General features: G+C 44.8%; 20 protein-coding genes. 8 read left to right on the plus strand and 12 right to left on the minus strand.

Annotated elements, in window-relative coordinates; all coding sequences use genetic code 11:
• Positions 1-52 precede the first annotated feature (52 nt).
• The 3 genes from DC20_RS17010 to ltaE form a co-directional block, all read right to left on the minus strand.
• Positions 53-1,474: a hypothetical protein gene (locus tag DC20_RS17010; RefSeq protein ID WP_169788199.1), complete on the minus strand. Its 1,422-nt coding sequence runs from the start codon at positions 1,472-1,474 to the stop codon at positions 53-55.
• A gap of 56 nt (positions 1,475-1,530) precedes the next feature.
• On the minus strand, positions 1,531-2,559 hold the full coding sequence (locus DC20_RS17015) for an aspartyl protease family protein (RefSeq protein ID WP_062544928.1): 1,029 nt from the start codon (positions 2,557-2,559) through the stop codon (positions 1,531-1,533).
• Positions 2,560-3,092: 533 nt separating this feature from the next.
• Positions 3,093-4,121, minus strand: a complete 1,029-nt coding sequence (ltaE, locus tag DC20_RS17020; protein WP_062544929.1) for a low-specificity L-threonine aldolase — start codon at positions 4,119-4,121, stop codon at positions 3,093-3,095.
• A 76-nt stretch (positions 4,122-4,197) separates the two neighbouring features.
• Here ltaE and DC20_RS17025 point away from each other — a divergent pair, with 76 nt between their 5' ends.
• Positions 4,198-4,377: a hypothetical protein gene (locus tag DC20_RS17025; protein ID WP_062544930.1), complete on the plus strand. Its 180-nt coding sequence runs from the start codon at positions 4,198-4,200 to the stop codon at positions 4,375-4,377.
• Positions 4,378-4,478: 101 nt separating this feature from the next.
• Here DC20_RS17025 and DC20_RS17030 read toward each other — a convergent pair whose 3' ends face one another.
• Together DC20_RS17030 and pyrE are read right to left on the minus strand one after the other, a co-directional pair.
• Positions 4,479-4,976, minus strand: a complete 498-nt coding sequence (locus tag DC20_RS17030) for a metallophosphoesterase family protein (protein ID WP_062544931.1) — start codon at positions 4,974-4,976, stop codon at positions 4,479-4,481.
• A 149-nt stretch (positions 4,977-5,125) separates the two neighbouring features.
• On the minus strand, positions 5,126-5,764 hold the full coding sequence (gene pyrE / locus DC20_RS17035) for an orotate phosphoribosyltransferase (protein WP_062544932.1): 639 nt from the start codon (positions 5,762-5,764) through the stop codon (positions 5,126-5,128).
• 56 nt (positions 5,765-5,820) lie between these two features.
• Between pyrE and DC20_RS17040 the strand changes: the two genes are divergently transcribed.
• Positions 5,821-6,552, plus strand: coding sequence for an NUDIX hydrolase (locus DC20_RS17040; protein ID WP_245652239.1), 732 nt, complete (start codon positions 5,821-5,823; stop codon positions 6,550-6,552).
• Here the strand turns inward: DC20_RS17040 and coaD are convergent.
• The 3 genes from coaD to DC20_RS17055 form a co-directional block, all read right to left on the minus strand.
• Positions 6,515-6,994 carry a pantetheine-phosphate adenylyltransferase gene (gene coaD, locus DC20_RS17045; protein WP_062544933.1) on the minus strand — a complete coding sequence of 160 codons (480 nt, stop codon included), beginning with the start codon at positions 6,992-6,994 and terminating at the stop codon, positions 6,515-6,517. The two genes, DC20_RS17040 and coaD, sit on opposite strands and share 38 nt — an antisense overlap.
• Before the next feature lie 261 nt (positions 6,995-7,255).
• A complete protein-coding gene (locus tag DC20_RS17050; protein WP_062544934.1) occupies positions 7,256-7,993 on the minus strand; it encodes a response regulator transcription factor in 738 nt (245 codons plus the stop codon).
• A 31-nt stretch (positions 7,994-8,024) separates the two neighbouring features.
• Positions 8,025-10,196 (minus strand): sensor histidine kinase, encoded by a 2,172-nt coding sequence (locus DC20_RS17055; protein ID WP_062544935.1) that lies wholly within the window; start codon positions 10,194-10,196, stop codon positions 8,025-8,027.
• A 147-nt stretch (positions 10,197-10,343) separates the two neighbouring features.
• On the opposite strand from DC20_RS17055, the gene DC20_RS17060 reads away from it, so the two are divergent.
• From DC20_RS17060 to DC20_RS17070, 3 genes are all read left to right on the plus strand, one after another.
• Positions 10,344-11,414, plus strand: coding sequence for a T9SS type A sorting domain-containing protein (locus DC20_RS17060; protein ID WP_062544936.1), 1,071 nt, complete (start codon positions 10,344-10,346; stop codon positions 11,412-11,414).
• Positions 11,415-11,513: 99 nt separating this feature from the next.
• Positions 11,514-13,505: a M1 family aminopeptidase gene (locus tag DC20_RS17065; RefSeq protein ID WP_062544937.1), complete on the plus strand. Its 1,992-nt coding sequence runs from the start codon at positions 11,514-11,516 to the stop codon at positions 13,503-13,505.
• Positions 13,506-13,727: 222 nt separating this feature from the next.
• Positions 13,728-14,198 (plus strand): hypothetical protein, encoded by a 471-nt coding sequence (locus DC20_RS17070; protein WP_083470363.1) that lies wholly within the window; start codon positions 13,728-13,730, stop codon positions 14,196-14,198.
• Between the two features lie 97 nt (positions 14,199-14,295).
• Here DC20_RS17070 and DC20_RS17075 read toward each other — a convergent pair whose 3' ends face one another.
• The gene (locus DC20_RS17075; RefSeq protein WP_062544939.1) at positions 14,296-14,724 is read right to left on the minus strand and encodes a DUF2147 domain-containing protein; all 429 of its coding nucleotides are present in this window, start codon (positions 14,722-14,724) and stop codon (positions 14,296-14,298) included.
• 121 nt (positions 14,725-14,845) lie between these two features.
• Here DC20_RS17075 and DC20_RS17080 point away from each other — a divergent pair, with 121 nt between their 5' ends.
• Positions 14,846-15,223, plus strand: a complete 378-nt coding sequence (locus DC20_RS17080; protein ID WP_062544940.1) for a hypothetical protein — start codon at positions 14,846-14,848, stop codon at positions 15,221-15,223.
• Positions 15,224-15,824: 601 nt separating this feature from the next.
• Here the strand turns inward: DC20_RS17080 and DC20_RS17085 are convergent.
• Positions 15,825-16,421 carry a C40 family peptidase gene (locus tag DC20_RS17085; protein ID WP_062544941.1) on the minus strand — a complete coding sequence of 199 codons (597 nt, stop codon included), beginning with the start codon at positions 16,419-16,421 and terminating at the stop codon, positions 15,825-15,827.
• Positions 16,422-16,548: 127 nt separating this feature from the next.
• Between DC20_RS17085 and DC20_RS17090 the strand changes: the two genes are divergently transcribed.
• Positions 16,549-18,351 (plus strand): M61 family metallopeptidase, encoded by a 1,803-nt coding sequence (locus DC20_RS17090; RefSeq protein ID WP_157593207.1) that lies wholly within the window; start codon positions 16,549-16,551, stop codon positions 18,349-18,351.
• Between the two features lie 150 nt (positions 18,352-18,501).
• Here DC20_RS17090 and DC20_RS17095 read toward each other — a convergent pair whose 3' ends face one another.
• Complete coding sequence (locus DC20_RS17095; protein WP_062544942.1) at positions 18,502-20,445, minus strand: KUP/HAK/KT family potassium transporter; 1,944 nt, start codon at positions 20,443-20,445, stop codon at positions 18,502-18,504.
• Between the two features lie 361 nt (positions 20,446-20,806).
• Between DC20_RS17095 and DC20_RS17100 the strand changes: the two genes are divergently transcribed.
• Positions 20,807-21,229: a hypothetical protein gene (locus DC20_RS17100; protein WP_062544943.1), complete on the plus strand. Its 423-nt coding sequence runs from the start codon at positions 20,807-20,809 to the stop codon at positions 21,227-21,229.
• A gap of 252 nt (positions 21,230-21,481) precedes the next feature.
• On the opposite strand, the gene DC20_RS17105 is transcribed toward DC20_RS17100, so the two are convergent.
• Complete coding sequence (locus DC20_RS17105) at positions 21,482-22,105, minus strand: FKBP-type peptidyl-prolyl cis-trans isomerase (RefSeq protein WP_062544944.1); 624 nt, start codon at positions 22,103-22,105, stop codon at positions 21,482-21,484.
• Positions 22,106-22,264: the final 159 nt, after the last annotated feature.

Raw genomic sequence — 22,264 nt, forward strand, 5'->3', positions numbered from 1 at the left:
TGAATTTATAGCAGCCGTTTAAATACTTCTGATAAGTAAGCTGTAAGACGCTTTACCTGTTTGCCTCAATCCATATAATGGAATTGCCGGTGTTATGCTCATTTTGCTCCCAGAGCTTGTTGGCTGGGTCAATGATCCATTCACCATCTACCACAAACTTGTAGCGGTTTTTGCCCAGGGGCAGGTGTACATCAAACACCCATTCGTTCCCTTCTCTTCTCATGAGCAGGGCCTTGGGATCCCAATTATTGAAATCTCCGGCCACGTAAACGGCTTTGGCTTTCTCATGACCCTTCAACCGGAACGTGTAATTAGGCGAAATGATGAGGTAAGAGTTATCGGTACCTTCGGCATTGCCCACTTTCAAGGGATTGGCAGGATCTAACACCCACTTCTGGTCTACTTTGAATTTATATTGGTAATTACCAGGGCCAATGGTGTAAGGAAGCTCCCAACCAGTGGCTGTTTTCTTCATGGGCAACTCAAAATCCCGCCAGTTATTGAAACTGCCCACCAAGAATACCTCTTTGGCCGCAGTATAGCCTTCCAATTTAAATAACATTGGCTCCCCAATTCTTAGAAAGGAGTTGAACCCGTTGTGCCCGTCTGGGACGGTTTCTGGGTTAGTTGCATCATGGTGCCAGTTTCCGTCTACAATGAACTTGTAAATATGGGTTCCATGTGCCAGGAATAAAGGTAATTCCCAGCCGTTGGTTTTTTTTACCATAGGCAGTTCCCGCTCACGCCAATCATTGAAAGAGCCGGCCAGGTAAACGCGTTTGGCATTCTGGAAGGAGGGAAGCCTGAAGACTGTGTTTGGTTTGTAATACACCGAGTTGATGTTGCCTCTGCCGTCGTTCTCACGCAACTGGTTGTCAAAATCCAGCTCCCAATGGTCATTAATGACAAATTTGTACCAATGTTTTCCAGGAGCCAGATTTACTTTGGCTATCCATCCGCTGTCTACTTTGGTCATCTTTATAGCGTTGGGTGACCAGTTGTTAAAAGTGCCGGCTAAGTAGACGTGGTTTGCCTTAGGGTTATTTCTGAGGTAAAAGGTAACCACTGAGTCCCTTTCAGGAAAAGGGTGTTTGTTTTTAAACTTGTTATAGCCAAACACCACCTTCTGGTTTATTAGGGAGTAGGCATGGGCAAGGCTTGGGTTTTTCTCTGTAAATAGAATGCGATCTACTGGGTTCTTGATGTTGTCAAACACCATCAGTGATTTGGTGATCACTACCAACTGGTCTGAGTTGTGCTCAATATGCCAGCCTTGCTGTTGAAGGGAGTCAGGGTTGCCGGTTTTGATAAAATGCTTTAGGCCCAGATCTGTGAGGTTGAATTGGACCAGGAAACTGTCTAAAGAGGCGGTAGTCAGCTGCTTGCTTAGTTCAATTAACATGCGGCCATCGCGCACCACGTATTTTTTACCTACTTCCTGCGCATGAAGGTTCACCTGCAGGCAAACTATCATCAAGATAGTGCACCAGCAGAAGCGTAGCCCCTTTTGCGTACAAAGTTGATTGTGGTTTACTTCCATATATAAAGTTCGCGCTTCACGAAATTAAAGCCAATTTTAGTATTATTGGCCACCAAAAAGTCAAAGCCCAGCACGCCATTAATACACCCATTGTAAGAGAAGCACGTGTTCTCCAGACTGGTGATGAGCACTGGCAAAGAGGCAATGTCTTGGTTCCCGAACCGGAGGTCTTTGAGGTTTCCGCGCAGGGCTTCAATCTTCCTGTTTCCGGTGCCGGTTAGCATAACCCTGCCTGAAACGGTAACGTTTTCAAAAATCTTGTTAGGCAGCCGGCTGTCCAGAATATTAGTTTCAGCTCCGCAATCAATGATGAAGTCAATCTTCTTGCCCGCCATCTCTGTATGGGCAATGATCCGGTTGTCTTTGAGGTCAATAGGAACGGTTCTGTACGTGGACGTATCGTTTAAAAGTTTACTTCGGTACGTGGCAGCCTCCTTTTTCCCTATATGGTGCAGGTAAATGAGATTTTGGTCATAGTCAATGATCATCTCACACTGCCGGAACAACTCCATTCCCAACAACCCCAATATTTTAACTCCTTTGCTGTTCTCTAAGTGCCCCAGATTAGCTAAATCTGCTTTGGCCCGGTTGTACCGAAGCGTGCCGAAGGAAAAGTTCTTGACTATTGTTTTCAACACCGTAGGCGTTGTGCCGGTCACGCTGGTTCTTACTGCCCTTGAATCCTGAATCTTTGGATAATCCCGAAAATAGGTGAGGTTCAAAACTAAATTCTGAGCGCCTGTGTCCAGAATAAAGTTTCCCACGGTAGTATCCGCTTGGGCTTGAATAAGGATCAGGTTGCCAGCACGTGTAAAAGGAATAATGCAGGAGGTAGAGTCATTGGCAGCGAAAAAGGAGGGAAGGGCAATACCAGAGGTGTGATGACGAAAGGTGCTAAATTCCAGATGTTTGTTCTTTACAACTTTAATTAAGGGGGTTGCCTCTACCCAACTGCTTCCTGTGAATAACAGGACCAGCACCAGCAATCTCACAAATATATGACCTCCGGCGAAAGGCATGTAGGATGACTATAAGAATTGTATCTGTATAAGGACTTGGATTTTATCTTTTAGGACTGTTTCAAAAAAGGAGCCTAAAATGAATGTTATTGATATTACTTGTGATAAAAACATCAACATAGTAGAAGGAGAGCCAAGAGAGGGTTTACCCCTATTGGATTAACCAATCTTTGTTGTTTTTCTTCACCAAGCCTCTAGAGAAACGGGCTCCTTTTAGGTGAATATAGAAAATTTATTATATATAAGGAAACTTAAGATTCTTTAGATAAGCACTCCCATCAAGTTTAGAATAGAAATCAACTTAGATTATAAAATAGAGGTAAATGCGGTTTCAATGTACAGGTGCAGAATTTAAGTAGGGAGGGGAGCAGCTAAAGAGGAAAATAGGCTATAGCAATAAAGTCTCGACAGAATCCACCATTTTTATTGTCTACTTAAGTTCGTGTATGTTATTGTAAAATAAAAAATCCCTTGTTTAGAGGCAGTTTTCACTAAAATGCCTCTAAACAAGGGAATAAACATCTATTTATAGCTTACCCTTTGTAATCAGATATTGCTTGCAGAATGGCCGAGATCATGTCATCTGTCAGATCCAGGTGCGTAACAAAACGGATCATCTGTGGGCCGAACGATGTGCCCTGGATTCCGCGTTCTGCCAAATACTCCAGGTATCCATCGGCATTCACCTCAGGAGCAAGGGTGAAGATGACAATGTTAGTTTCAACCGGCATAACCGCCGAAACATAGGGTGCTTCATTCAAGGCTTTTTCTATTAGAGCAGCACGGTCATGGTCTACTTGCAGGCGTTGAATGTTGTTCTGGAGGGCGTACAATCCAGCCGCGGCCAGGAAACCTGCCTGACGCCAGCCTCCACCCAATACCTTGCGCACCCGCTTGGCTTTTTCAATGAGTGGTTTAGGGCCCAAAAGGAGGGAGCCTACCGGAGCACCAAGTCCTTTGGACAGGCACACAGAGATGGTGTCAAAATAGCGGCCATACTCTTTCGCGTCATCGCCGGAGGCAACCAGCGCATTGAACACCCGTGCTCCATCTAAGTGCAGGGCAATCTTGTTTTGGAGGCAAACTTCTGAAATCTCCGCTATTTCAGATAAGGTATAATAAGCACCTCCTCCTTTGTTGCAGGTATTTTCCAGTGACACCAAGCTGGTCTCGGGGAAGTGGATGTTATCAGGGTTGATGCAAGCCGCTACCTGATTAGGAGAGATCTTGCCGCGTTGTCCGTCAATTAACTGTACAGAAGCCGCGGAGTTGAAGGCAATGCCCCCCACTTCATAGAGATAGATATGGCTGGTACGATCACAGACTACCTCAGAAAGCGGCTGCGTATGCATTTTAATGGCAATCTGGTTTGTCATGGTACCAGAAGGGCAGAAGAGGCCGGCTTCCATGCCAAACAGGCTGGCACCGTAGGCTTGTAATTCATTTACGGTGGGGTCTTCACTATATACATCATCTCCCACCTGGGCCTGAAACATGGCTTCCAACATGGCAGGAGTGGGTTTGGTCACAGTATCACTGCGGAGATCAATGAAAGGATTCATGTGATTTTTTAAGCTGAACTATTGAGAATGTAAAAGTAATAACTTACTTTTGCGATTCAATTTTAAATATTGACCGATGGCAGTTACTAGATTAAAAAGAAAAGACCGCAAGAATAAAGCAAGACAGAACAACAAGCAGCGTATCATCAAGCAATTGTTGTCTACTCCGGTAATTAAAAACGTGGATATTGAAGAGCTGAAGGCTCGCTTCACTACCGCTCCAGCCGCTAACGCGGAAGTTGCAGCCGCTGAGTAATTCTGCGTTTTTTCGTTCGCCTACTGCCTTTCGGCAAACTGTACGCGATTACTCTTACTACAAGATAGTTAAAAGTGTAACCTGAGCAGGTTACACTTTTTTTATGCCCTTTTGCCTAGCTCAATCACCTGCAGGTGCTGTACCTTACCCTCATGTACTTCAAAGCGCATCATGGTGCGCATTTGGTGAAAGCCATGCTTGCCTGCTGCCCCGGGGTTTAGGTGCAGCAGGTTGACGTGCTTAGGGTCTTGCATCACTTTTAAGATGTGGGAGTGCCCGCAGATAAACAGACCTGGAGGGTTTTCTTTTATAAGGGCACGTACCTCAGGGGCATACCTGCCAGGGTATCCACCTATATGGGTCATGAGCACATCCAGACCGTTATAGGTAAACCTGAGGTTCTTGGGATGAAGCGCTCGTACATCTCCGGCATCAATGTTCCCATAGACTCCTTTTACAGGTGCAACTTGGGCTAATTGCTCAGAAACAGCTGCTGTTCCAAAATCCCCGGCATGCCAGATCTCATCACTGCCCTGCAGTAGGGTCAAAATTCGATCATCCAGGTAGCTATGGGTATCTGAGAGCAGGCCGATCTTCATACTGAGTGAGGGTGTAATGAGTGAGGGAGTAAATAGATTTATGCCTTCTTTACGGAGCAATAACCTGTTTAGTGGCTCATTTCTGAAAATAGCTTCCAAAAGGAAAGAGGTATTTTTACCTCTTAATCACTCCCTCACACATCCTTACTCTATTTTCCCCAGGTCTCAGGCTGTTGGCGCCATTGTTCCAGGGTAGTGATGGCCTCAGGGGAGATGTAGCCTTGAGAAGCAGCGGTATCCAAGAGGGCGTTATAATGGCTCAGCCATACCGTGGGGATTCCCGCTGCGGCGAAATTTTCATCTGCCTGCTTGAAGCCATACGTAAAGATGGCGGCCATTCCAATGACCTCGCCGCCTTCGGCTTGTACAGCCTTTGCAGCCTTCAAAGAGGAGCCTCCGGTAGAGATTAAATCTTCCACCAACACTATCTTCTGGCCTTTTTCTAATTTTCCTTCAATTTGATTGCCCATTCCATGGCTTTTTGGCTCGGGGCGTACGTATAAGTACGGCAAGTTCAGTATATCTGCTACCAGTGCACCTTGGGCAATACCGGCTGTGGCTACGCCAGCAATGGCCTGAACACCTGGGAAACGGTCTTGAATGGCTTGGGCCAAAGCCTCTTTAATATAAGTACGAATATGCGGATAAGAGAGCGTAACACGGTTATCGCAGTAAATGGGGGAGTTCCAGCCGGAGCTCCATTTAAATGGCTGCTCCGGACGGAGGCGCACCGCTTGACTTTCCAGGAGATAAGCCGCAATCTGGGCGGCAGTTTGTGTATTTGGCATGGGCGAAATTACACAAATAGTATAAATGTATTCCCCTCTCTTACGACTTGTGCCCTATGAAAATTCTTTCTTATTTTGTATCTCCTAACGCTCCGTACATAAGCGATACTTTCATGAATGTCTTTATCAACGACATCCCACTGATTATTAAAAAAAGCAGTGAAAAGATCTTTAAGCACAAATATGATTTAGTGCTCGGTAAAGACGATCAGTTTTCTTCAAAAGACCTGGTGGGTGATGTGCTCATCCGCGATGTTGATTCTGTGCTCATTGACCGTTTGGTACGGCTCATGGAGGTAAAGAAACTAAAGAAGCTGGAGTCCCTTACGCTGGTTACTGACAAGAAGAAGAAGCTCATAGAGCACCTAAAGGATCAGTTCAAGATCATTAAAGCTGCTGGTGGTCTGGTTATCAAGGATGGTAAAATCCTGATGATTTACCGTCTGGGCATGTGGGATCTCCCAAAAGGCAAGATCAAGAAATCTGAAGCCCCTGATTTAGGTGCTCTGCGTGAAGTAGAAGAGGAGTGTAATATCAAAGTAGCCATAACAGGTGAACTGCCTAATACCTGGCACTCTTACGCCTATAAGGGAAATAAAATCCTGAAGAAAACCAGCTGGTATACCATGCAATGCCTGGACGATACCTACATGAAGCCTCAGGCCGAGGAGTTCATTGAAGAGGTTCGTTTTATGACTCCAGATGAAGTGCTGGAAGTACTACCAGAATCTTACACCTCCATCCAATTTGTTATTCGGGATTATTTACAGGCAATGAAGAAAGGTTGAAAGGGATAAAATCCTGCACGTTTCCGCCAAACCGGTGAATTTCCCTGATAATAGATGAGTTGATGGCTGCCAGATTAGGAGAGGTGATTAAAAAAACCGTTTCTAACTCTGGGTTTACGTGTCGGTTGGCTTGCGCAATGGTATTCTCATATTCAAAGTCAGTGGTGTTGCGTAAACCTCGCAGCAAAAACTTAGCACCCACTTCCTTGGCGAAATCTGCGGTGAGGCCCTTGTATGCCTGCACCCACACCTGGGGATTGTCTTTGAAAACTCCTTCAATGATAGTAACCATTTCAGGTACCGCAAAGTAGCGGCTTTTGCTGCTGTTGTTCCCAATGGCAATAATGATCTTGTCAAACAATTCACACCCACGCTGCACCACATCATAGTGTCCGTTGGTGAAAGGATCAAAAGAACCGGGAAAAATAGCAATTCGCTTCATGGAGGAAGAAGTAAGGGGTAAAGATTAATGGTTTTTCAGCTGTGAAGATGTTGAAAATATTCCGCACAGGTGAAATACTCCTCCAAAAAGTTTCCCAATTCCCATTTACCGCCAGTTTTTGAAATTAAACCTGTTTTATACTCCCTTTAAGGTTTATTTACTTTACCATATACCAAAGCTCCTGTTTAGTGCCTGATTTTTCAAAATCAGGCACTAAACAGGAGCTTTGTTTTTGTTCCTCTGGTTCGCGGGTTGTTCCCGCTACTCAGAATGAGCTAATAGCTGAGGTTCAGGTTCCGGGGCAACTAACCTGAAGCCGTTGCCGTGTACGTTGACGATTTCTACTTTTGGGTCACCTTTGAGGTACTTCCGAAGCTTAGTGACAAAGACATCCATGCTGCGGGCCGTGAAGTAGTTGTCATCTTTCCAGATTTTGCTTAAGGCTACTTCGCGGGGTAATACATCATTCAAATATTGGCAGAGGAGCAGGAGCAGCTCGGCTTCTTTGGGGGAAAGCTTCTGGGTTTCGTCACTCCGAGTGATCAGCCTGGTTTTGAAGTTGAAGTGGTAGGAGCCCAGTTGGAACTCGGTGGCGGTGGATTTCTCAGAAGGAGCAGTTATGGCCTTACGATGCAAAATTGCTTTCAGTTTGCAGAGCAGGATCTCTGAATCAAAGGGCTTGGTGATGTAGTCATCGGCGCCAATCCTGAAACCCTCCAACATGTCAGCTTTCATGGCTTTGGCGGTTAGAAAAATGACGGGCATCTGAGGGTTTGCTTTCTTGATGTCAGCAGCCAGGGAAAATCCATCCTTCAAGGGCATCATTACATCTAGAATGCAGGCATCAAACCCTTCTTTCTGGAACATGCGCAGCCCTTGCATGCCATCGGTGCACAGGGTGACTTCGTAGTCATGAAGCTCCAGGTAATCCTTCAGAACCATTCCGAAGTTTGGATCATCTTCTACCAGAAGAAGGCGGGTGGCGGAAAGTGCTGTCATGGACGTAAGGGATTAAAGGGTAGGAATAGTATTAACTGACATGTTTCTGCGAAGGGAGCCACAAGGTGAACTTACTGCCTTTCCCTAACTCACTGCGGAGGTGAATATTGCCGGAATGGGCCTCGGCCATGGTTTTGACGTAACTCAAGCCCAGTCCAAATCCTTTTACATTATGCACGTTGCCGGTAGGCACGCGGTAAAACTTATCAAATACTTTCTTCTGTGCCTCTCTTGACATGCCCACTCCCTGATCTTCCACGGAGATGTGCAGGCCTTTGGAAATGGTAGAGGTCTGAATAACTATCTTAGGTGCGCCAGGAGAGTACTTGTTGGCATTGTCTAGGAGATTACCAATCATGTTGGCTAAATGGCTGGGATCTGCCCAAATGTGTGGCTCCTGTGCATCTAGTTTCAGATCCAGAACACCGTCGCGTTGCTCAATATGAAGCTGAAATGGCTCGGCAACTTTTGAGATGAGCTGGTGCACGTCTACTTTTTCAAAAGCCAATTGCTGGATTTTACGCTCCATTTGGGCCGTTTGCAGCACTTTCTCCACCTGTTGGTGCATGCGCTTGTTTTCATCCCTGATAATATGGGCGTAATAGTCTATCCGGGCTTCATCTTTCCGCACTTTTGGGTTCACCAGCGCATCTAAGGCCAGAGAGATGGTGGCAATGGGGGTTTTGAACTCATGCGTCATGTTGTTGATGAAGTCATTCTTGATCTCTGAGATTTTCTTCTGCCGCAAAATAGTATACAGCGTGAAGGAGAAGGTAAGAATGATAATCAGCGTGAAAAGCACAGAGATGACAGATGGAATCAGGAGACTCTGCCATACATATAGGCTGCGGTTTGGCAAACTGAGCAACAGAAATCCTGGTGCTGTCATCACATCATTGGGGAACAACCGTACCACGTACTCGCACTCACCTAAGTTTGTTGGCAGGAGAGCATTATTGCTGGAAGCTAAAAGTAAGCTAGGGTTCTCTAATCCATTGGTAGTCTTAACCGAACACCGGTAAGGAGCGGAGATGTTACGGGCCTCTAGCTCAGAGGCAAGTAACTCATCCAAATTCAACTGGTTCAAACGCTCTGCCAATGGTATTTCCTTCCGGACATACTCCACTGCCATCTGCTGCATCACCTGATTCAGGTGCTGGGCCTTGGCTTCAGCTTTTTGGTGGGGATTCTTTTCCTGAGCAGGTTTTTTAGAAAAACGGGCTTCAGTGACTTTTTTTTCTGTAGGGACAACTGAGGGTGCAAGGGTGGTAGCAAATTTCTTGCCTGAATACACGGTAGTAACCGGCTTTAGAGTTCCTCTTTCTGCAGGTAAATACTGCGTGATAGTATTGCCTATAGAGTCAACTGCCAGGGTGATGGCTTGGCGCCAGGTTTTACTGGGCATAGAATCTACCAGTATGTCTACTGCTTTGCCATGTACCCTTACTTCACGAATGTTTTTGGCTTCTATCTGCCGCAATAGCTTATGTTGCCTTGCGCGGGTTACAGAATCATGGCTCATTCTGAAAACCACCCCTGAATCTGCTTTAGCTCTGTGAATAGCAATTGCTTTGTTACCAAACAAGGAGTCATGCTGCGGTTTTTGGGAAGCAAGCACTTTCCAGACTACTACTGAATCTGTGATTCCACCGCCAAAAATTTCCACCGGTTTAGCTGCCCTTGAGGCAGCCCGGGCTCCTCTTACATGGGTTCGCGCCTTAACTTCACTACCAGATGAGTAGGCAATTGCTTTGCCTTCTGTTACCACCAAGGTTTCCCCTGCTATTGAAACAGAGTGGGACGGTGATGCCGTAACCGGAAGAGGCATCAAAATCATTCTTTGTGGCGCACGAACTTTAGGGGCGGCAGGTGCCTCCACCACTTTAGAGGACGGGTGTGGTTTGCCTTTTACTAAAATTGGTGCAGGCTCTTCTTTTTTTAACGGAGTTGGTCCTGGCAAAGCAGGGGTTTCCGGAGAAAGGGCGGCGGCCCTTATTTGGGGAGCCTCTTCTTTTAAGAAATGCACTGCCTCTTTGGTTTCTAACCTACGGGCTACCTGGTGCAGGGCATCATTCACGTTACGGTCAAAAACTTCCTCCTCCATTTCCACGGCATGGTGAATCCAATAGACTTGGAATCCAATCAACCCAATGAGGGAAATAGTCATCAGGAAAATGACCAAAAGCAAAGTTTTCTTTCTCATCTGTACAAAGATAAAAGCTTAAGTGAACCCTTTTCTTACTTTAACTTTTCATTAACAGACTTTAACCAAGCCTTAACCTCTTTCCAAAAAGATACCCGGTAATATTGTATGAGTCAACTAGATAGCTTCATCTAATGTAACAATGTTATGAGAAAGAAACAATACTTTCCTTTATGGCTTTTCTCTTTCCTGGTTTTAGGCGGCGCGTCTTTCCTGCCTGCACAAGCCCAGCAAAAAGAGGTGGTGAAAACAGGGCCGGGCAAACAGGCAAAAGTCAAGATTTTTAAGCAGGAGGGAGAGGCCTTATATTTGTTAGACACCACTCTTACTATAGTGGAAGGAAAGGCCATGATAGACGCAGTCAAAGAAATACAGGCAGACTCTGTTTCCTTTAAAATACTTGGCGCCAAGAAGGTGAAACCCGTGAAAATCTCTTCAGGGAAAGATTGGAGCAATATTCGGTATTTTCCTGCCAAACCAAATGATTCACTAAGCGCTTCCGTCTTTAGAATCTCCGGCCCAGATTCTGTGCACACTCGTATGAAAGCCGTTAGGATATTTGGTGCAACAACCCTTCTAGGAGATTCAGTTAGAGGAGCAAAGTCAAAAGGCATCACAATTTACAGAAGCCCAAAAGTGATGTACCATGCCATCACCCAAGATTCACTAGGCAATCGACAACAGTTCTTTCGCCTAGATACTACGGTGCACCTGAAAGCAGACAAGTTCCTGCTGAGAGAAACGGTGCGGGTGGAAAACAGTAATGATTCAGATGAGGTGAAGGTCACAAGGCGCAAGAAGAATAGCTCAGACGCAATTCTGGAAACGGGAAACTATGAGGTGATTAGGTTAAAGCAAGGTGATCATTTCCGAATCATTATTCTCCAAGCAGCTAAAGGGTCACCTGAGACAGCAGGAAAACAGGAGTTTAGAGGAAAGAAAAAGAAGGATGCCCTTAAAGCAGCGCATGTAGGTTTACAGTTTTACCCTAACCCCACCAGCGGACGGGTGACAATTTCTTTCTCTTCGCCAAAGAAAGCCAAAGCACAAGTACGGGTGGTAGACAGCCAGGGTAAAACGGTGTACCATGAGGATTTAGGATCGGTGGAAGGACAGCTCTCCAGGGAATTAAATTTGGCAAGGTTCGGGAAAGGAATGTATGTAATCCTGGTCCAGATTGGGAAGACAGCGCAATCAGGGAAAGTAGTGGTAGAGTAATTTTCTTTACGAATTTGGAGAGGCTTGAGAAGTAATTTTCAGGCCTCTTTTGCGTTTTCAACCTGCCTTTCTTATTAAGGCTTTCCGTATAGCAGAACTATGAAACAACGCTTTACCGCTTTACAACTCTTTTCTTTCTTTAAGTTCTACCTGGTTTGCCTTTCCTTTTTGGTTTTCGCCCTTAAAACGCAAGCTCAGAGATTAACCAAAGAGATTCACTCCTGTGCTGCTGCCAGGATCAGCACAACTCCAGCTTTACTGGCAGATGGCATCACGTCAATTCCACACCGTGAGTTGATGCGGCAATATGACCTGCATTGGTATAAACTGGACCTGAACCTGGAGCGCAACTCTCTTAATATAAGCGGCAATGTGACGCTGTTTGCCTCAGCCTTAGTTAATACCGTTTCGCAGTTTGCATTTGAACTTCACCCCAACTTTACCATACAACAGGTTTTATTGGATGGGATTCCCTGCACTATTCGCCGAAACAACAGCGAGGTAATTGCGGAACTACCCACTGCCAAACGCGCGCAAGACAAATTACTGGTCCAGGTGTTTTATGAAGGCAGAGCACCATCAGGAGGAAGCGCGGCAATAGGTAATGGATTCAACACTGCTACGGCCCAGCCCTGGGGCCAACAGGTAACCTGGAGCTTAAGCGAGCCCTTCGCTGCCTCAGAATGGTTTCCGGTTAAACAGTTATTGTCTGACAAAGCCGATTCTGTGACCGTATGGGTAACCACCGATGTCTCTAACAAAGTAGGTTCTAACGGGCTCTTGCAGAGAATTACCCCCATGCCTAACCAGAAGCACCGGTATGAGTGGAAATCAAACTACCCCATTGCCTATTACCTAATTTCTGTGGCCGTGGGCCAATATGAAGAGTACTCTTTTGATGTAGCCATGCCCGGAGCACCTAAGCCCGTGTTAGTGCAGAACTACCTTTATCCCGGAGCATTAGCTACTTTTAAAACTGAGATAGACCGTACTGGTCCATTCCTGCAATTATTTTCTGAGTTATTTGGGGTGTACCCGTTCCACCAGGAAAAGTACGGCCACAGCATGGCACCTATTGGCGGCGGCATGGAACACCAGACCATGACTACCCAATCTACTTTTGAGTTTACCCTAACTGCCCATGAACTGGCTCACCAATGGTGGGGAGATGAAGTAACCAATGCTGACTGGAGCCACATCTGGTTGAACGAAGGGTTTGCCTCTTATAGTGAGTTGTTGGCCCTAGAACGACTTTGGGTTGGCGAAAGGCTTAACTGGCTGAACAAAGCAAACCAGAATGCCCTTGTACCTATGAAGGGGTCTGTTTTTGTAAAAGACAGCACAAACGTATCCCGTATTTTCAATTCTGCCCTCTCTTATGACAAAGGAGCCTTGGTGCTTCACATGCTTCGCCGCGCCCTGCAGAATGATGCTTTGTTTTTCAGGATCTTACGCACCTATCGGGAAGAATATAAATACAAAGTAGCCACTACGCGTGATTTCCAACGGGTGGTTGAACAAGTAAGCGGCAAGCCTTTCCAATACTTTTTTGACCAATGGGTGTATGGCGAAGGCTACCCCATTTTCGACGTAGCTTGGGCGCAGGAGGGAAGCCAGGTGTATATCAGGAGCATTCAATCTTCTTCAAGTTCCAACACGCCACTTTTTACTACGGATGTGGAATACAAAATTAGCACCTCCTTGAAAGACACTGTTGTGCGGGTACAGCATACCAAGCAAATAGAAGACTATGCCTTTAAGATCTCAGGTACAATAACAGGAATTGAAGTAGACCCTGACCAATGGCTTTTGAATTCTGTAAGCGGTATCAGGCAAGATGCTTCTATCATTCCACCCGCTCAGTCTGAAGTGTTAGTGCTTTACCCGAACCCAACCTCAGGCCAGGTCTCCTTAAAAGGAAGAAAAGGACTTCCCACCCAAATTTCTATATACGATATGATCGGGAGACACATCAGAACTTTTACTCCTTCTGGCTCTTCTTTCTCAATTGCTGATTTGAGTTCAGGGGCTTACCTCCTGAAACTCATGTATGCAGAAGAGTCCGCCCAAGTTCGTATTTTAAAGTTGTAATGGGAGCATTCTTATTTTTTTATAGGTTTTTTCCAACAAATCTTTCTTTAATCAGTTTAAAGCTTTGCAAGTGTTTATTAAATAACTGCTTGTCGTTTTCTGCTCAAATTCTATAAACAGTTCCAAAACAATCTTTAGATTAGTATAATCTGATCCTTCCTCATAAGGAAAGAGCCATCATATATGTAATTGTCATCTGTTGTACCTAATAAAACTATGTCTATGACTACTGAAACTACCCTCGATTTGGAGATAAAACATAGGTTACTAGAAGAGTGCCTTCGCCAGCAATCTGACTTTGTGGAGAACGCAAGAATGGCCATGGAAGAAGCCCAGGCAAGTGCAAATGAAAGCCAGGGAGCTATTGAAGATAAATTCGAATCTTTCAGGGAGGCCTGTCACATACAGCGTGATATGTTTGCCAAACAGTTAGACGAGGCCATTGGGAAGCTAAGTATCTTAAAACGCATTGTCCGGAACAAAGTCAATGAAGATGTTTCATTGGGCTCCGTTGTGCGCACAGATGCTCAGAACTACTTTATTTCTGTAAGCCTTGGTGAGATCAACGTAGACGGCGAAAAATTCTTTGCTATCTCGGCGGCTTCGCCTGTTTTCCAGGCCATGGCCGGTAAAACGAAAGGGGAGTTCTTCACCTTCCGGGAAAAGAAGATCAACATACTGGACGTACACTAATCATCACTAGGCAAGCGAGCTAAGCAACCACTCTATAAAAGCAAAACGGGGACCTCTCATAAGAGGTCCCCGTTTTGCTTTTATAGAGTGGTTGCTCCTATTTAACCCTTGTCCAGGTTTGTGAGCGACCAATTAAAGAAATACCAATGTATCCTTTCACTTCCAGTTTGTCATTGCTTAAAAGCTTCATGTATGAAGAGTAGGTTTTACCTGATTTTGGATCGTAGATGGTTCCATCATCCCACTTGTCTGAGCCTACAGGGGCAAAGTTTTTCAGGAACACTAACCCTAGTACCGGACGCTTCTGCAGTTTGGGGTCTGGGTTGAACTGATCTACTTTTGGTTTGCCATCCCGGTCTGGTTCTTTTAGCCAAATGATTTTGCCGCAAAGTTTGTCTCCGCACTGGTAAATTTCAAAGCGGGCTTCCTTCTCTTCGTTGGTCCAGACGCCAATGGGAGATTTTTTCTGAGCCCAACTAAGGGTAGCTAAGCAAAGGAAAAAGGCTAACAAAAAGATATTTTTCATACGTGTTGCTGATTGGTGGTTTTAGTTTTGGTTATTAAATATAAGCAAATAACTATCCAAAAATATTCTGCGGGTAAAGTTTCTCGTAGAAGGGGCAAAACCACTCTTAAGTCTAAATATCATGCAGAAACGGCTTTTGCTAATACAAGGCGGTTATTTTGGCCTTACCGGTATCTGGCCTTTGCTGCACATGCCCAGTTTTCTGGCAGTGACCGGCCCAAAGAAAGAGGTGTGGTTGGTGGTTACCGTGGGGCTCCTGATTTTATCTATTGGAGCTGCCTTGCTCACTGCCGCCTTTCAAGCTGTTCAGGAAAGGAGTCCGGCTGTGTTGGGCTTCTTTAGTGCCGTTAGCATGGGGGCAGTAGATGTAAGGTATGCCTTGAATGATGTAATATTGGATGTGTACCTGTTAGATGCCATTCCAGAATTTATTTTTTCCTTAGGTTGGGTATGGATATTCTTCAAAAACAAAGACTTACAAAGCCTGAAAAAAACGTGAATTTTTTCTTTAAAACTTTTGAACTTACCAACCGTTTTTTAACTTTATAGAACGGAAGCGAGTGCTCCGGGCCCTTCTTAAACAACCATAAGTTACTTGGAAGTTTGGTTGGGTTTATGTCGGACTTAAAGAAAGGAGGTAAAAGTGTCTAATCCCAGTAAAAATGTATTAAGCCTAGCTCATGTGTCAACCGTTAACCGTGTTGAAGCTTGCTAACTAGACTTTGTCTACTGGCGAATCCGGCATGAGGTAGCCCAATGCGACTGAGAGGCAGTTCTCTTTCGTGTCGCTTGATACCATTTCAAAGGATTCCGTACCCGGCTACTGCAGTGGCCGGGTATTTTTTTGCCCATTTAATGCGCTTAATATACTGTATATATACTGGTATTCAGGTAATTGGGTTTTGAAGGAATTTAATGTTAGGCTTTTGTCTCCTAACATCTGTTTGCTTCTAAATGTACAGAAAGGCTATCTGTTTAGGTGGAAGTAGCTTTAATTTTGTAGATTCTGAAGGTGTACCTTTTGATAATCTTTAGCAGTAATGTTCAAAAGTTTGCTTCAAAGCAGTTTATAGAAAACTGCCTTTAAACAATAAATGAATCTAAGGCAGTACTCTCCGGATGTCCAAAAACCGTTTCTGGTACAAGGTGCCTTCTGCTTCACTTACTTTCACGCCCCCGTTAGAGGAAGAATGCACAAACTGAATGGCTTTGGGTGGGTTGGTAATGACAATTCCTATATGTCCTGGGGTGCGGTCTTCCAGGTTAGTACCGGTGAATACAATCAGGTCTCCCTTTTTAGCTTCCTGCATAGAAACACTCTCGCCTAGTTTTGCCTGATAGGTGGTGCCATGGGGAATGCTCATTCCAAATTGTTGAAAGACATAGGTGATGAACCCAGAGCAATCAAACCCTTCTTCTGTAACCCCACCGTACGTATAGTCTGCTCCGTAACGTTGCAGGGCAAAGGCTACTACACTATCGGCTTTGGTCGCATACTTTCCTTCCAGAACTCCTAGTGAAGCAGGATGGGCATCAGCCAGAGTGGTTGCCACGGAATCCTGGTGGAAGACTTTGTCGCCTCCGTCTGAACTGATTTGTCTTACTTTATCGCCCAGCAGGTCACCTTGCCCGAAAATAGTTTTGTACAGTACCAGCGCAGATAGGAGCACCCCAAAGATGATCCATATTTTTTTCATATTTTGATTCTTTCACCTCCTTACGTTTAAGCCTTGGCCTATGGTTACCCCTAGGGGGCAATTCCTTGGAAAGCCAGCTTTTTAGCCGTATCATTAAAGTTTAAAATTAATTTCCCAAAACAAGTTTATGCAAAAAACAATCCAATCCTGGGCGTTTGGAGTGCTACTGCTTCTGGCAATGGCTCTCTCATCTTCCGCTGTTGCTGCGCCTTCTATTTCTTACCGCCTTTCAATGCCTCAGCCCCACACGCACTATTTTGAGGTAGAGATGAGGCTGGCGGGTTTTAAAGGAAAAAACCAGGAAGTGACAATGCCAGTATGGGCCCCTGGTTCTTACCTGATCAGAGAATTTCCTAAAGACGTAGAAGCCTTTCAGGCCTTTGTGGGAAACACTGCGGTAAAAGCTGAGAAGACCGACAAGAACACCTGGCGCGTAGCCACTGGTGGCAAAGACGTTACGGTGAAGTACAAAGTGTATGCGTATGAACTGAGCGTGCGCACCAGCTTTATTGACGCAAGCCATGGTTACCTGAACGGAACCAGTGTCTTCATGTACCCTGAAGGCCACAAAGACCTACCTTCCACCTTGACGGTGGTTCCTTTCAAAGGGTGGAGCAAGGTGTCTACCGGGTTACCGCAAGTTTCGGGTCAACCTTTTACCTACCGGGCTCAGAATTATGATGTGTTGGCAGATTCCCCTATAGAGATTGGAAACCACGAAATCCTTTCCTTTGAAAGCAATGGGGTGAAGCATGAGGTGGCCATGTACGGCGAAGCCAACTATGACCCCAAAAAGCTCACTGCTGACATGAAGCGGGTGACCGAAGAGGCTACAAAGGTTTTCGGAGAACTTCCGTTCAACTATTACTTGTTCATTGTCCATAACCTGGCAAGCGGCGGGGGCGGTCTGGAGCACTTGAACTCTACAACCCTGCACGCTACCCGAACGGCTTACGGCTCTGAAAGGACGTACGAAGGCTTCCTGAACCTGGTGGCCCATGAATACTTTCACCTTTGGAATGTAAAGCGACTTAGGCCAATTGCCTTGGGCCCGTTTGATTATAACCAGGAAAACTACTCCCGCATGCTGTGGGTTTCTGAAGGATTCACCACCTATTATGCAGATTTAATCATGCGCCGTGCGGGCTTTACCTCTGAGCGGGAGCACTTGGATAGAATTGCCAGCAGCATTACCAGCGTGGAAAATACCCCCGGTAATAAAGTAGTTTCAGCGGCCCAATCAAGCTTTGATGCCTGGATCAAACAGTACCGCCCCGATGAGAACTCTTACAACACGCACCTTTCCTACTACAGCAAAGGCGCTTTATTAGGCATGTTGCTGGACATGGAGATTCTAAGAGCCACCAACGGAACCAAAAGCTTAGATGACGCCATGAAAGCGCTATATGACCAATACTATAAAAAGCAGAATCGCGGCTTCACTGATAAAGAGTTTCAGCAAGGCATAGAGAAGTTCACTGGTAAGTTAATGGATGAGTTCTTTCAGAAGTATGTGTACGGTGTGGAGACCCCAGACTACAATTCTTTCCTGAGCACCGTTGGCATCACTCTCACTGACGTAAACAAAGGCACTAATCAACCATTGTTGGGAGCAGGAATTTCTACTGCTTCCGGAAGACCCATCGTTACTACAGTGACCAGAAACGGAAGTGCGTGGCAAGCTGGTCTTAACGTGAATGATGAAATCATTGGCATAAACGGGTATCGGGTCTCTGATGACATCAACAAATCCATTCCGGCGTATGCCGTGGGAGATATAGTAGAGTTGGTAGTGAGCAGAGCCGGGCAATTGATGATTTTGCCAGTCACGTTGCTGAAAGACCAGACTCTCAGATACCAAGCTTCAATGGTTAATCCTCTTACTGAAGCTCAGAAAAAGAACTATCTTAAATGGGTGAGTAGCAAATAATGTTTAAGGCGTATTTTCCTAAAACAAGCTTAAATCAGGATTTCCCACTTACTTTCCTTAAAACAGAACAGCCACCCAAAAAGGTGGCTGTTCTGTTTTAAGGCTATTATAAAAAAATGCTTTTTTAATGCTTTATCTAAATAGCGTACATCAAATTCTTTTCAGCTCTATTTCACGAGCTGGTTTAATGATCAACGGCACTTTCTCTATTTTAACAGAGCTGGTATCCAGACCAAACCATTTGCCTTCAGAAGTGGTAAACTGCTTTATACTGAAATAGGACTGCATAATGGTGTTCTCCCAGAAAGGAAGGTCATTTTCATAACTCAGGAATTTCTCCAGCACCACAAACCGGAAATCCCCAATTAGATTTTGCTTGTTCAAGGAACTGTAGCGGCTGGTGATGTCTACCTCTTTGTTCTTCACCAAATCTTCCACCACTTTCCGGAAGAAAAGGTTAATGCGTTGCTCTACCCGGAAACCTAGGTTGAAGTCGATTCGCACTACATCCTGGCTTGCCAGCACCTTTACTTTGTATTCCATGGTATACGGTTCATCTACGGTGTTCACGTGAATGAACCAGTAGATGTCTGCCCGTTTTGGTCGCTTTTGGAAGATAGAGTAAATAATCTTTGATTCTATGTCAGTGGTGCGGTCTGCGCTGGTCATGAACACCAGGTGCGTGGCATATTTTGGAATAGAATCGTCCTCGCTTAATTCCCTTAAGGCAGGCACATATTCCGGCAGTGACACATACTCGGTCAGGCGCCGCTTAATATAGAATGCCTTCAGCCAGATGTACATCACTGAGATTAGAAGAAACCCTATTACTAAAGTAACCCATCCGCCGTGCGGAAATTTGATGAGGTTAGCTATCAAGAAGGAGCCTTCAATTGCCAGGTAAACCGCTAAGAACAGCCATACCCAAACTTTCGCCACTCTTTTGGTGATGAGGTAAAAGCTTAGCAGGGTAGTGGTCATCAACATGGTCATGGTAATTGCCAAACCATAGGCTGCTTCCATATTGTGGGATTCCCTGAAATACAATACCACGCCCACACAACCCAGTAAAAGCAACCAGTTCATGCTGGGTACATACAGCTGGCCTTTTACGTTAGTAGGGTAGATGAGCCGTACCTTCGGCCACATGTTCAATCGTATGGCTTCGCCAATCAAGGTGAAAGAGCCTGTAATTAGGGCCTGACTTGCAATGATGGCAGCAATGGTAGCAATGATAATCCCTATAAGCAGGAACCACTCTGGCATGATACCATAGAAAGGGTTATTGGTAGAATGCCCCACCAATTGTCTACCTTCAAATTGCATTAGCCATGCCCCTTGCCCAAAGTAGTTAAGCAGAAGACAAGTTTTGACAAATACCCAGCTGATCCGGATGTTTCCTTTTCCGCAATGGCCTAGGTCTGAGTACAAGGCTTCGGCCCCGGTGGTACAAAGGAAAACTGCCCCTAAAAGCCAGAACCCACCCGGGTAGTTGACGAGCAGGTCATAGGCATAATAAGGATTCAAGGACTTTAGTACTTCAGGGTGCTGAAGCACTGAGTTTACCCCTAAAGCAGCCAGCATACTGAACCAGATAAACATCACCGGTCCAAACGCCTTACCTACAATCTGGGTCCCGAAGCTCTGCAGCAAGAAAAGGAGCACCAAAATGCCAATCACAATAGGTACCGTTGGAATGTCTGGGTTTAGGATCAGCAGACCCTCTACCGCCGAGGAGACGGAGATTGGCGGCGTAATGATTCCATCTGCCAGCAGGGCACTACCTCCCAGAATGGCGGGAACAGTGAGCCATTTGGCGTGTCGCCGCACTAAGGCATAAAGGGAAAATATACCACCTTCCCCTTTGTTGTCGGCCTGTAAAGTAAGCACTACATACTTGATGGTGGTTTGAAGGGTGAGAGTCCAGACTACACAGGAAATGCCGCCATACACTAATGTTGCGTTGATAGGGGTTGACCCTATAATGGCCTTCATCACATAAAGAGGGGAAGTTCCTATGTCACCGTAGATGATTCCAAGGGCAATCAGTAAACCTGCTCCTGATACTCGTTGAGCGTGGTTAGAATTATTCATCTGTATGTTTCGTAAAAAAGCTTTTCCAGCCCTTCTTTTAATTCAAAGTAACCGGATGTTCAACTTCACAGAAGGATGAAATGCTCTTTCTAAAATGTAAAGTGGGCAAAAGTAATAGCTGTAGCTCAATTAAAACACTCTTGTTGATTTAAAATTTTAAGTAATTAAAAAGGTGAAGCGAGATTAATAAAATACAATTCAAAGTAAAATTTCTTCTTTGTAGGATAAATTAATTGCATTAAGCTAATAAAATTTTGGAAATTAAATATTTAAAGTATCTTTATACCTGAATAGAAAAGACATAGCATACATTTTATATCACAACCAAATTCAAATAAATACACCCTATAAAAAGACCATTATGGATCCTGTTGAGACGGAGTCTTTCAAGGTTTTACTAAATGAATCACATCAAATAGGAATTCTAATCTGGAAGAGAGAGATAAGCTTAGAAGAGTGTCAGCAAGGGCTTCGAGAACTATTTTATTTACTAGATGAGCATGAGTTAGGCAAATGCCTCATTGATACTAATCACCGGGGTGAATTGTCCTCTGAGGCAGAGGAGTGGGAAATAAGTTTGCTCCAGAATGACAAATTGACCTTCAAAGCCAAGGAACTCCACATTGCTTTACTTATGTCTGAGGAAAAGTATCAGAAGATGATACATGATTATTCCCTTGACCGGGTTTGTAAGTACAATCTTCCCATTAAGATAAACTACTTCACACATAACGAAGAGGCCATGGATTGGCTGATTCATGAACCCCCTGTAAACTCTAAGTAGCGTTCAAATAGTTGTTTACAAGGATAATATTCAGTGAGTTCTGATATAAGCTAGAATGTACCCTTAACCTGCTTTTTTTCACATGTTAGTACCTCCGTTTTCAAGGTAATTCTTTAAAAGGAGCAGTAAACGGTTCAAATAGCCAGGTTAATTAAAAAATGGTCAAGATGTACCTTTTCCGATAGCCTTCAATGAAAAAAGGGAAGTGCAACTACAGTGCACGCCCCTTTTTTACTTAATAATTCAATATTATCAGTTATTCACTGTGATTAGCTCAACGTCAAAAATCAACGTGGCATTTGGTCCTATATCTGCACCGGCACCACGAGAACCGTAAGCCAGGTTGCTAGGAATGAATAAACGCCATTTATCACCTTCTTTCATCAACTGCAACGCTTCTGTCCAACCTGCAATCACCCCATTTACCGGGAAAGAAGCAGGTTCGCCACGCTCGTAAGATGAGTCAAATACGGTTCCATCTATCAGAGTGCCATGATAATGAGTGGTCACGTTTGAGTTTCTGGTTGGTGTTTTACCTGAACCGCTTTCAAGCACCTGGTACTGAAGGCCGCTAGGCAACGATTGTACCCCTTCTTTATCTTTGTTGGCTTCTAAGAAAGCCTCACCTTCTTTTTTGTTTTGCTCTCCGGAAGCACCGGCAGAAGCTTGTTGCTTTTCCTGCATTTGCATCTGCAGTTGCATCATGGCCTGTTGAACTTCGTCCTGGTTCAATTTAGATGGGTTGCCACTAATGGCTTCTTTCAACCCGAAAAGCAAAGCCTCAGGCTCTACTTCAATTCCTTGTTTTGCAAAATTGGCTGCCATGTCACGGCCAATGATGTAGCTGATTCTTTGGGAAAGGTCTCTTAACTCCATAATATATCTTTTGTAGAGTAAAGGTACGGTTTCTGTAACATTTTGATCACCTAAAATAGAAAACCCCGCACTAGGCGGAGCTTTCTGTTTTAAAATAGTTTATAGATACATGTGTATGTCTTCATCAGAAAGATCAACGTGCATATTTCCTGGAGTTAA

The organism is Rufibacter tibetensis (assembly GCF_001310085.1).
GTDB lineage: Bacteria > Bacteroidota > Bacteroidia > Cytophagales > Hymenobacteraceae > Nibribacter > Nibribacter tibetensis.

What these genes read in the sequence shown, in the direction of transcription:
- DC20_RS17090 (WP_157593207.1), top strand. Translation starts at nt 16,549, where the DNA reads ATGCAAAAAACAATCCAATCCTGGGCGTTTGGAGTGCTACTGCTTCTG.
- ltaE (WP_062544929.1), bottom strand. Translation starts at nt 4,121, where the DNA reads ATGAATCCTTTCATTGATCTCCGCAGTGATACTGTGACCAAACCCACT.
- DC20_RS17010 (WP_169788199.1), bottom strand. Translation starts at nt 1,474, where the DNA reads ATGATAGTTTGCCTGCAGGTGAACCTTCATGCGCAGGAAGTAGGTAAA.
- DC20_RS17030 (WP_062544931.1), bottom strand. Translation starts at nt 4,976, where the DNA reads ATGAAGATCGGCCTGCTCTCAGATACCCATAGCTACCTGGATGATCGA.
- DC20_RS17105 (WP_062544944.1), bottom strand. Translation starts at nt 22,105, where the DNA reads ATGGAGTTAAGAGACCTTTCCCAAAGAATCAGCTACATCATTGGCCGT.
- DC20_RS17095 (WP_062544942.1), bottom strand. Translation starts at nt 20,445, where the DNA reads ATGAATAATTCTAACCACGCTCAACGAGTATCAGGAGCAGGTTTACTG.
- DC20_RS17060 (WP_062544936.1), top strand. Translation starts at nt 10,344, where the DNA reads ATGAGAAAGAAACAATACTTTCCTTTATGGCTTTTCTCTTTCCTGGTT.
- coaD (WP_062544933.1), bottom strand. Translation starts at nt 6,994, where the DNA reads ATGAAGCGAATTGCTATTTTTCCCGGTTCTTTTGATCCTTTCACCAAC.
- pyrE (WP_062544932.1), bottom strand. Translation starts at nt 5,764, where the DNA reads ATGCCAAATACACAAACTGCCGCCCAGATTGCGGCTTATCTCCTGGAA.
- DC20_RS17075 (WP_062544939.1), bottom strand. Translation starts at nt 14,724, where the DNA reads ATGAAAAATATCTTTTTGTTAGCCTTTTTCCTTTGCTTAGCTACCCTT.
- DC20_RS17100 (WP_062544943.1), top strand. Translation starts at nt 20,807, where the DNA reads ATGGATCCTGTTGAGACGGAGTCTTTCAAGGTTTTACTAAATGAATCA.
- DC20_RS17065 (WP_062544937.1), top strand. Translation starts at nt 11,514, where the DNA reads ATGAAACAACGCTTTACCGCTTTACAACTCTTTTCTTTCTTTAAGTTC.
- DC20_RS17055 (WP_062544935.1), bottom strand. Translation starts at nt 10,196, where the DNA reads ATGAGAAAGAAAACTTTGCTTTTGGTCATTTTCCTGATGACTATTTCC.
- DC20_RS17085 (WP_062544941.1), bottom strand. Translation starts at nt 16,421, where the DNA reads ATGAAAAAAATATGGATCATCTTTGGGGTGCTCCTATCTGCGCTGGTA.
- DC20_RS17040 (WP_245652239.1), top strand. Translation starts at nt 5,821, where the DNA reads ATGAAAATTCTTTCTTATTTTGTATCTCCTAACGCTCCGTACATAAGC.
- DC20_RS17025 (WP_062544930.1), top strand. Translation starts at nt 4,198, where the DNA reads ATGGCAGTTACTAGATTAAAAAGAAAAGACCGCAAGAATAAAGCAAGA.
- DC20_RS17015 (WP_062544928.1), bottom strand. Translation starts at nt 2,559, where the DNA reads ATGCCTTTCGCCGGAGGTCATATATTTGTGAGATTGCTGGTGCTGGTC.
- DC20_RS17050 (WP_062544934.1), bottom strand. Translation starts at nt 7,993, where the DNA reads ATGACAGCACTTTCCGCCACCCGCCTTCTTCTGGTAGAAGATGATCCA.
- DC20_RS17070 (WP_083470363.1), top strand. Translation starts at nt 13,728, where the DNA reads ATGACTACTGAAACTACCCTCGATTTGGAGATAAAACATAGGTTACTA.
- DC20_RS17080 (WP_062544940.1), top strand. Translation starts at nt 14,846, where the DNA reads ATGCAGAAACGGCTTTTGCTAATACAAGGCGGTTATTTTGGCCTTACC.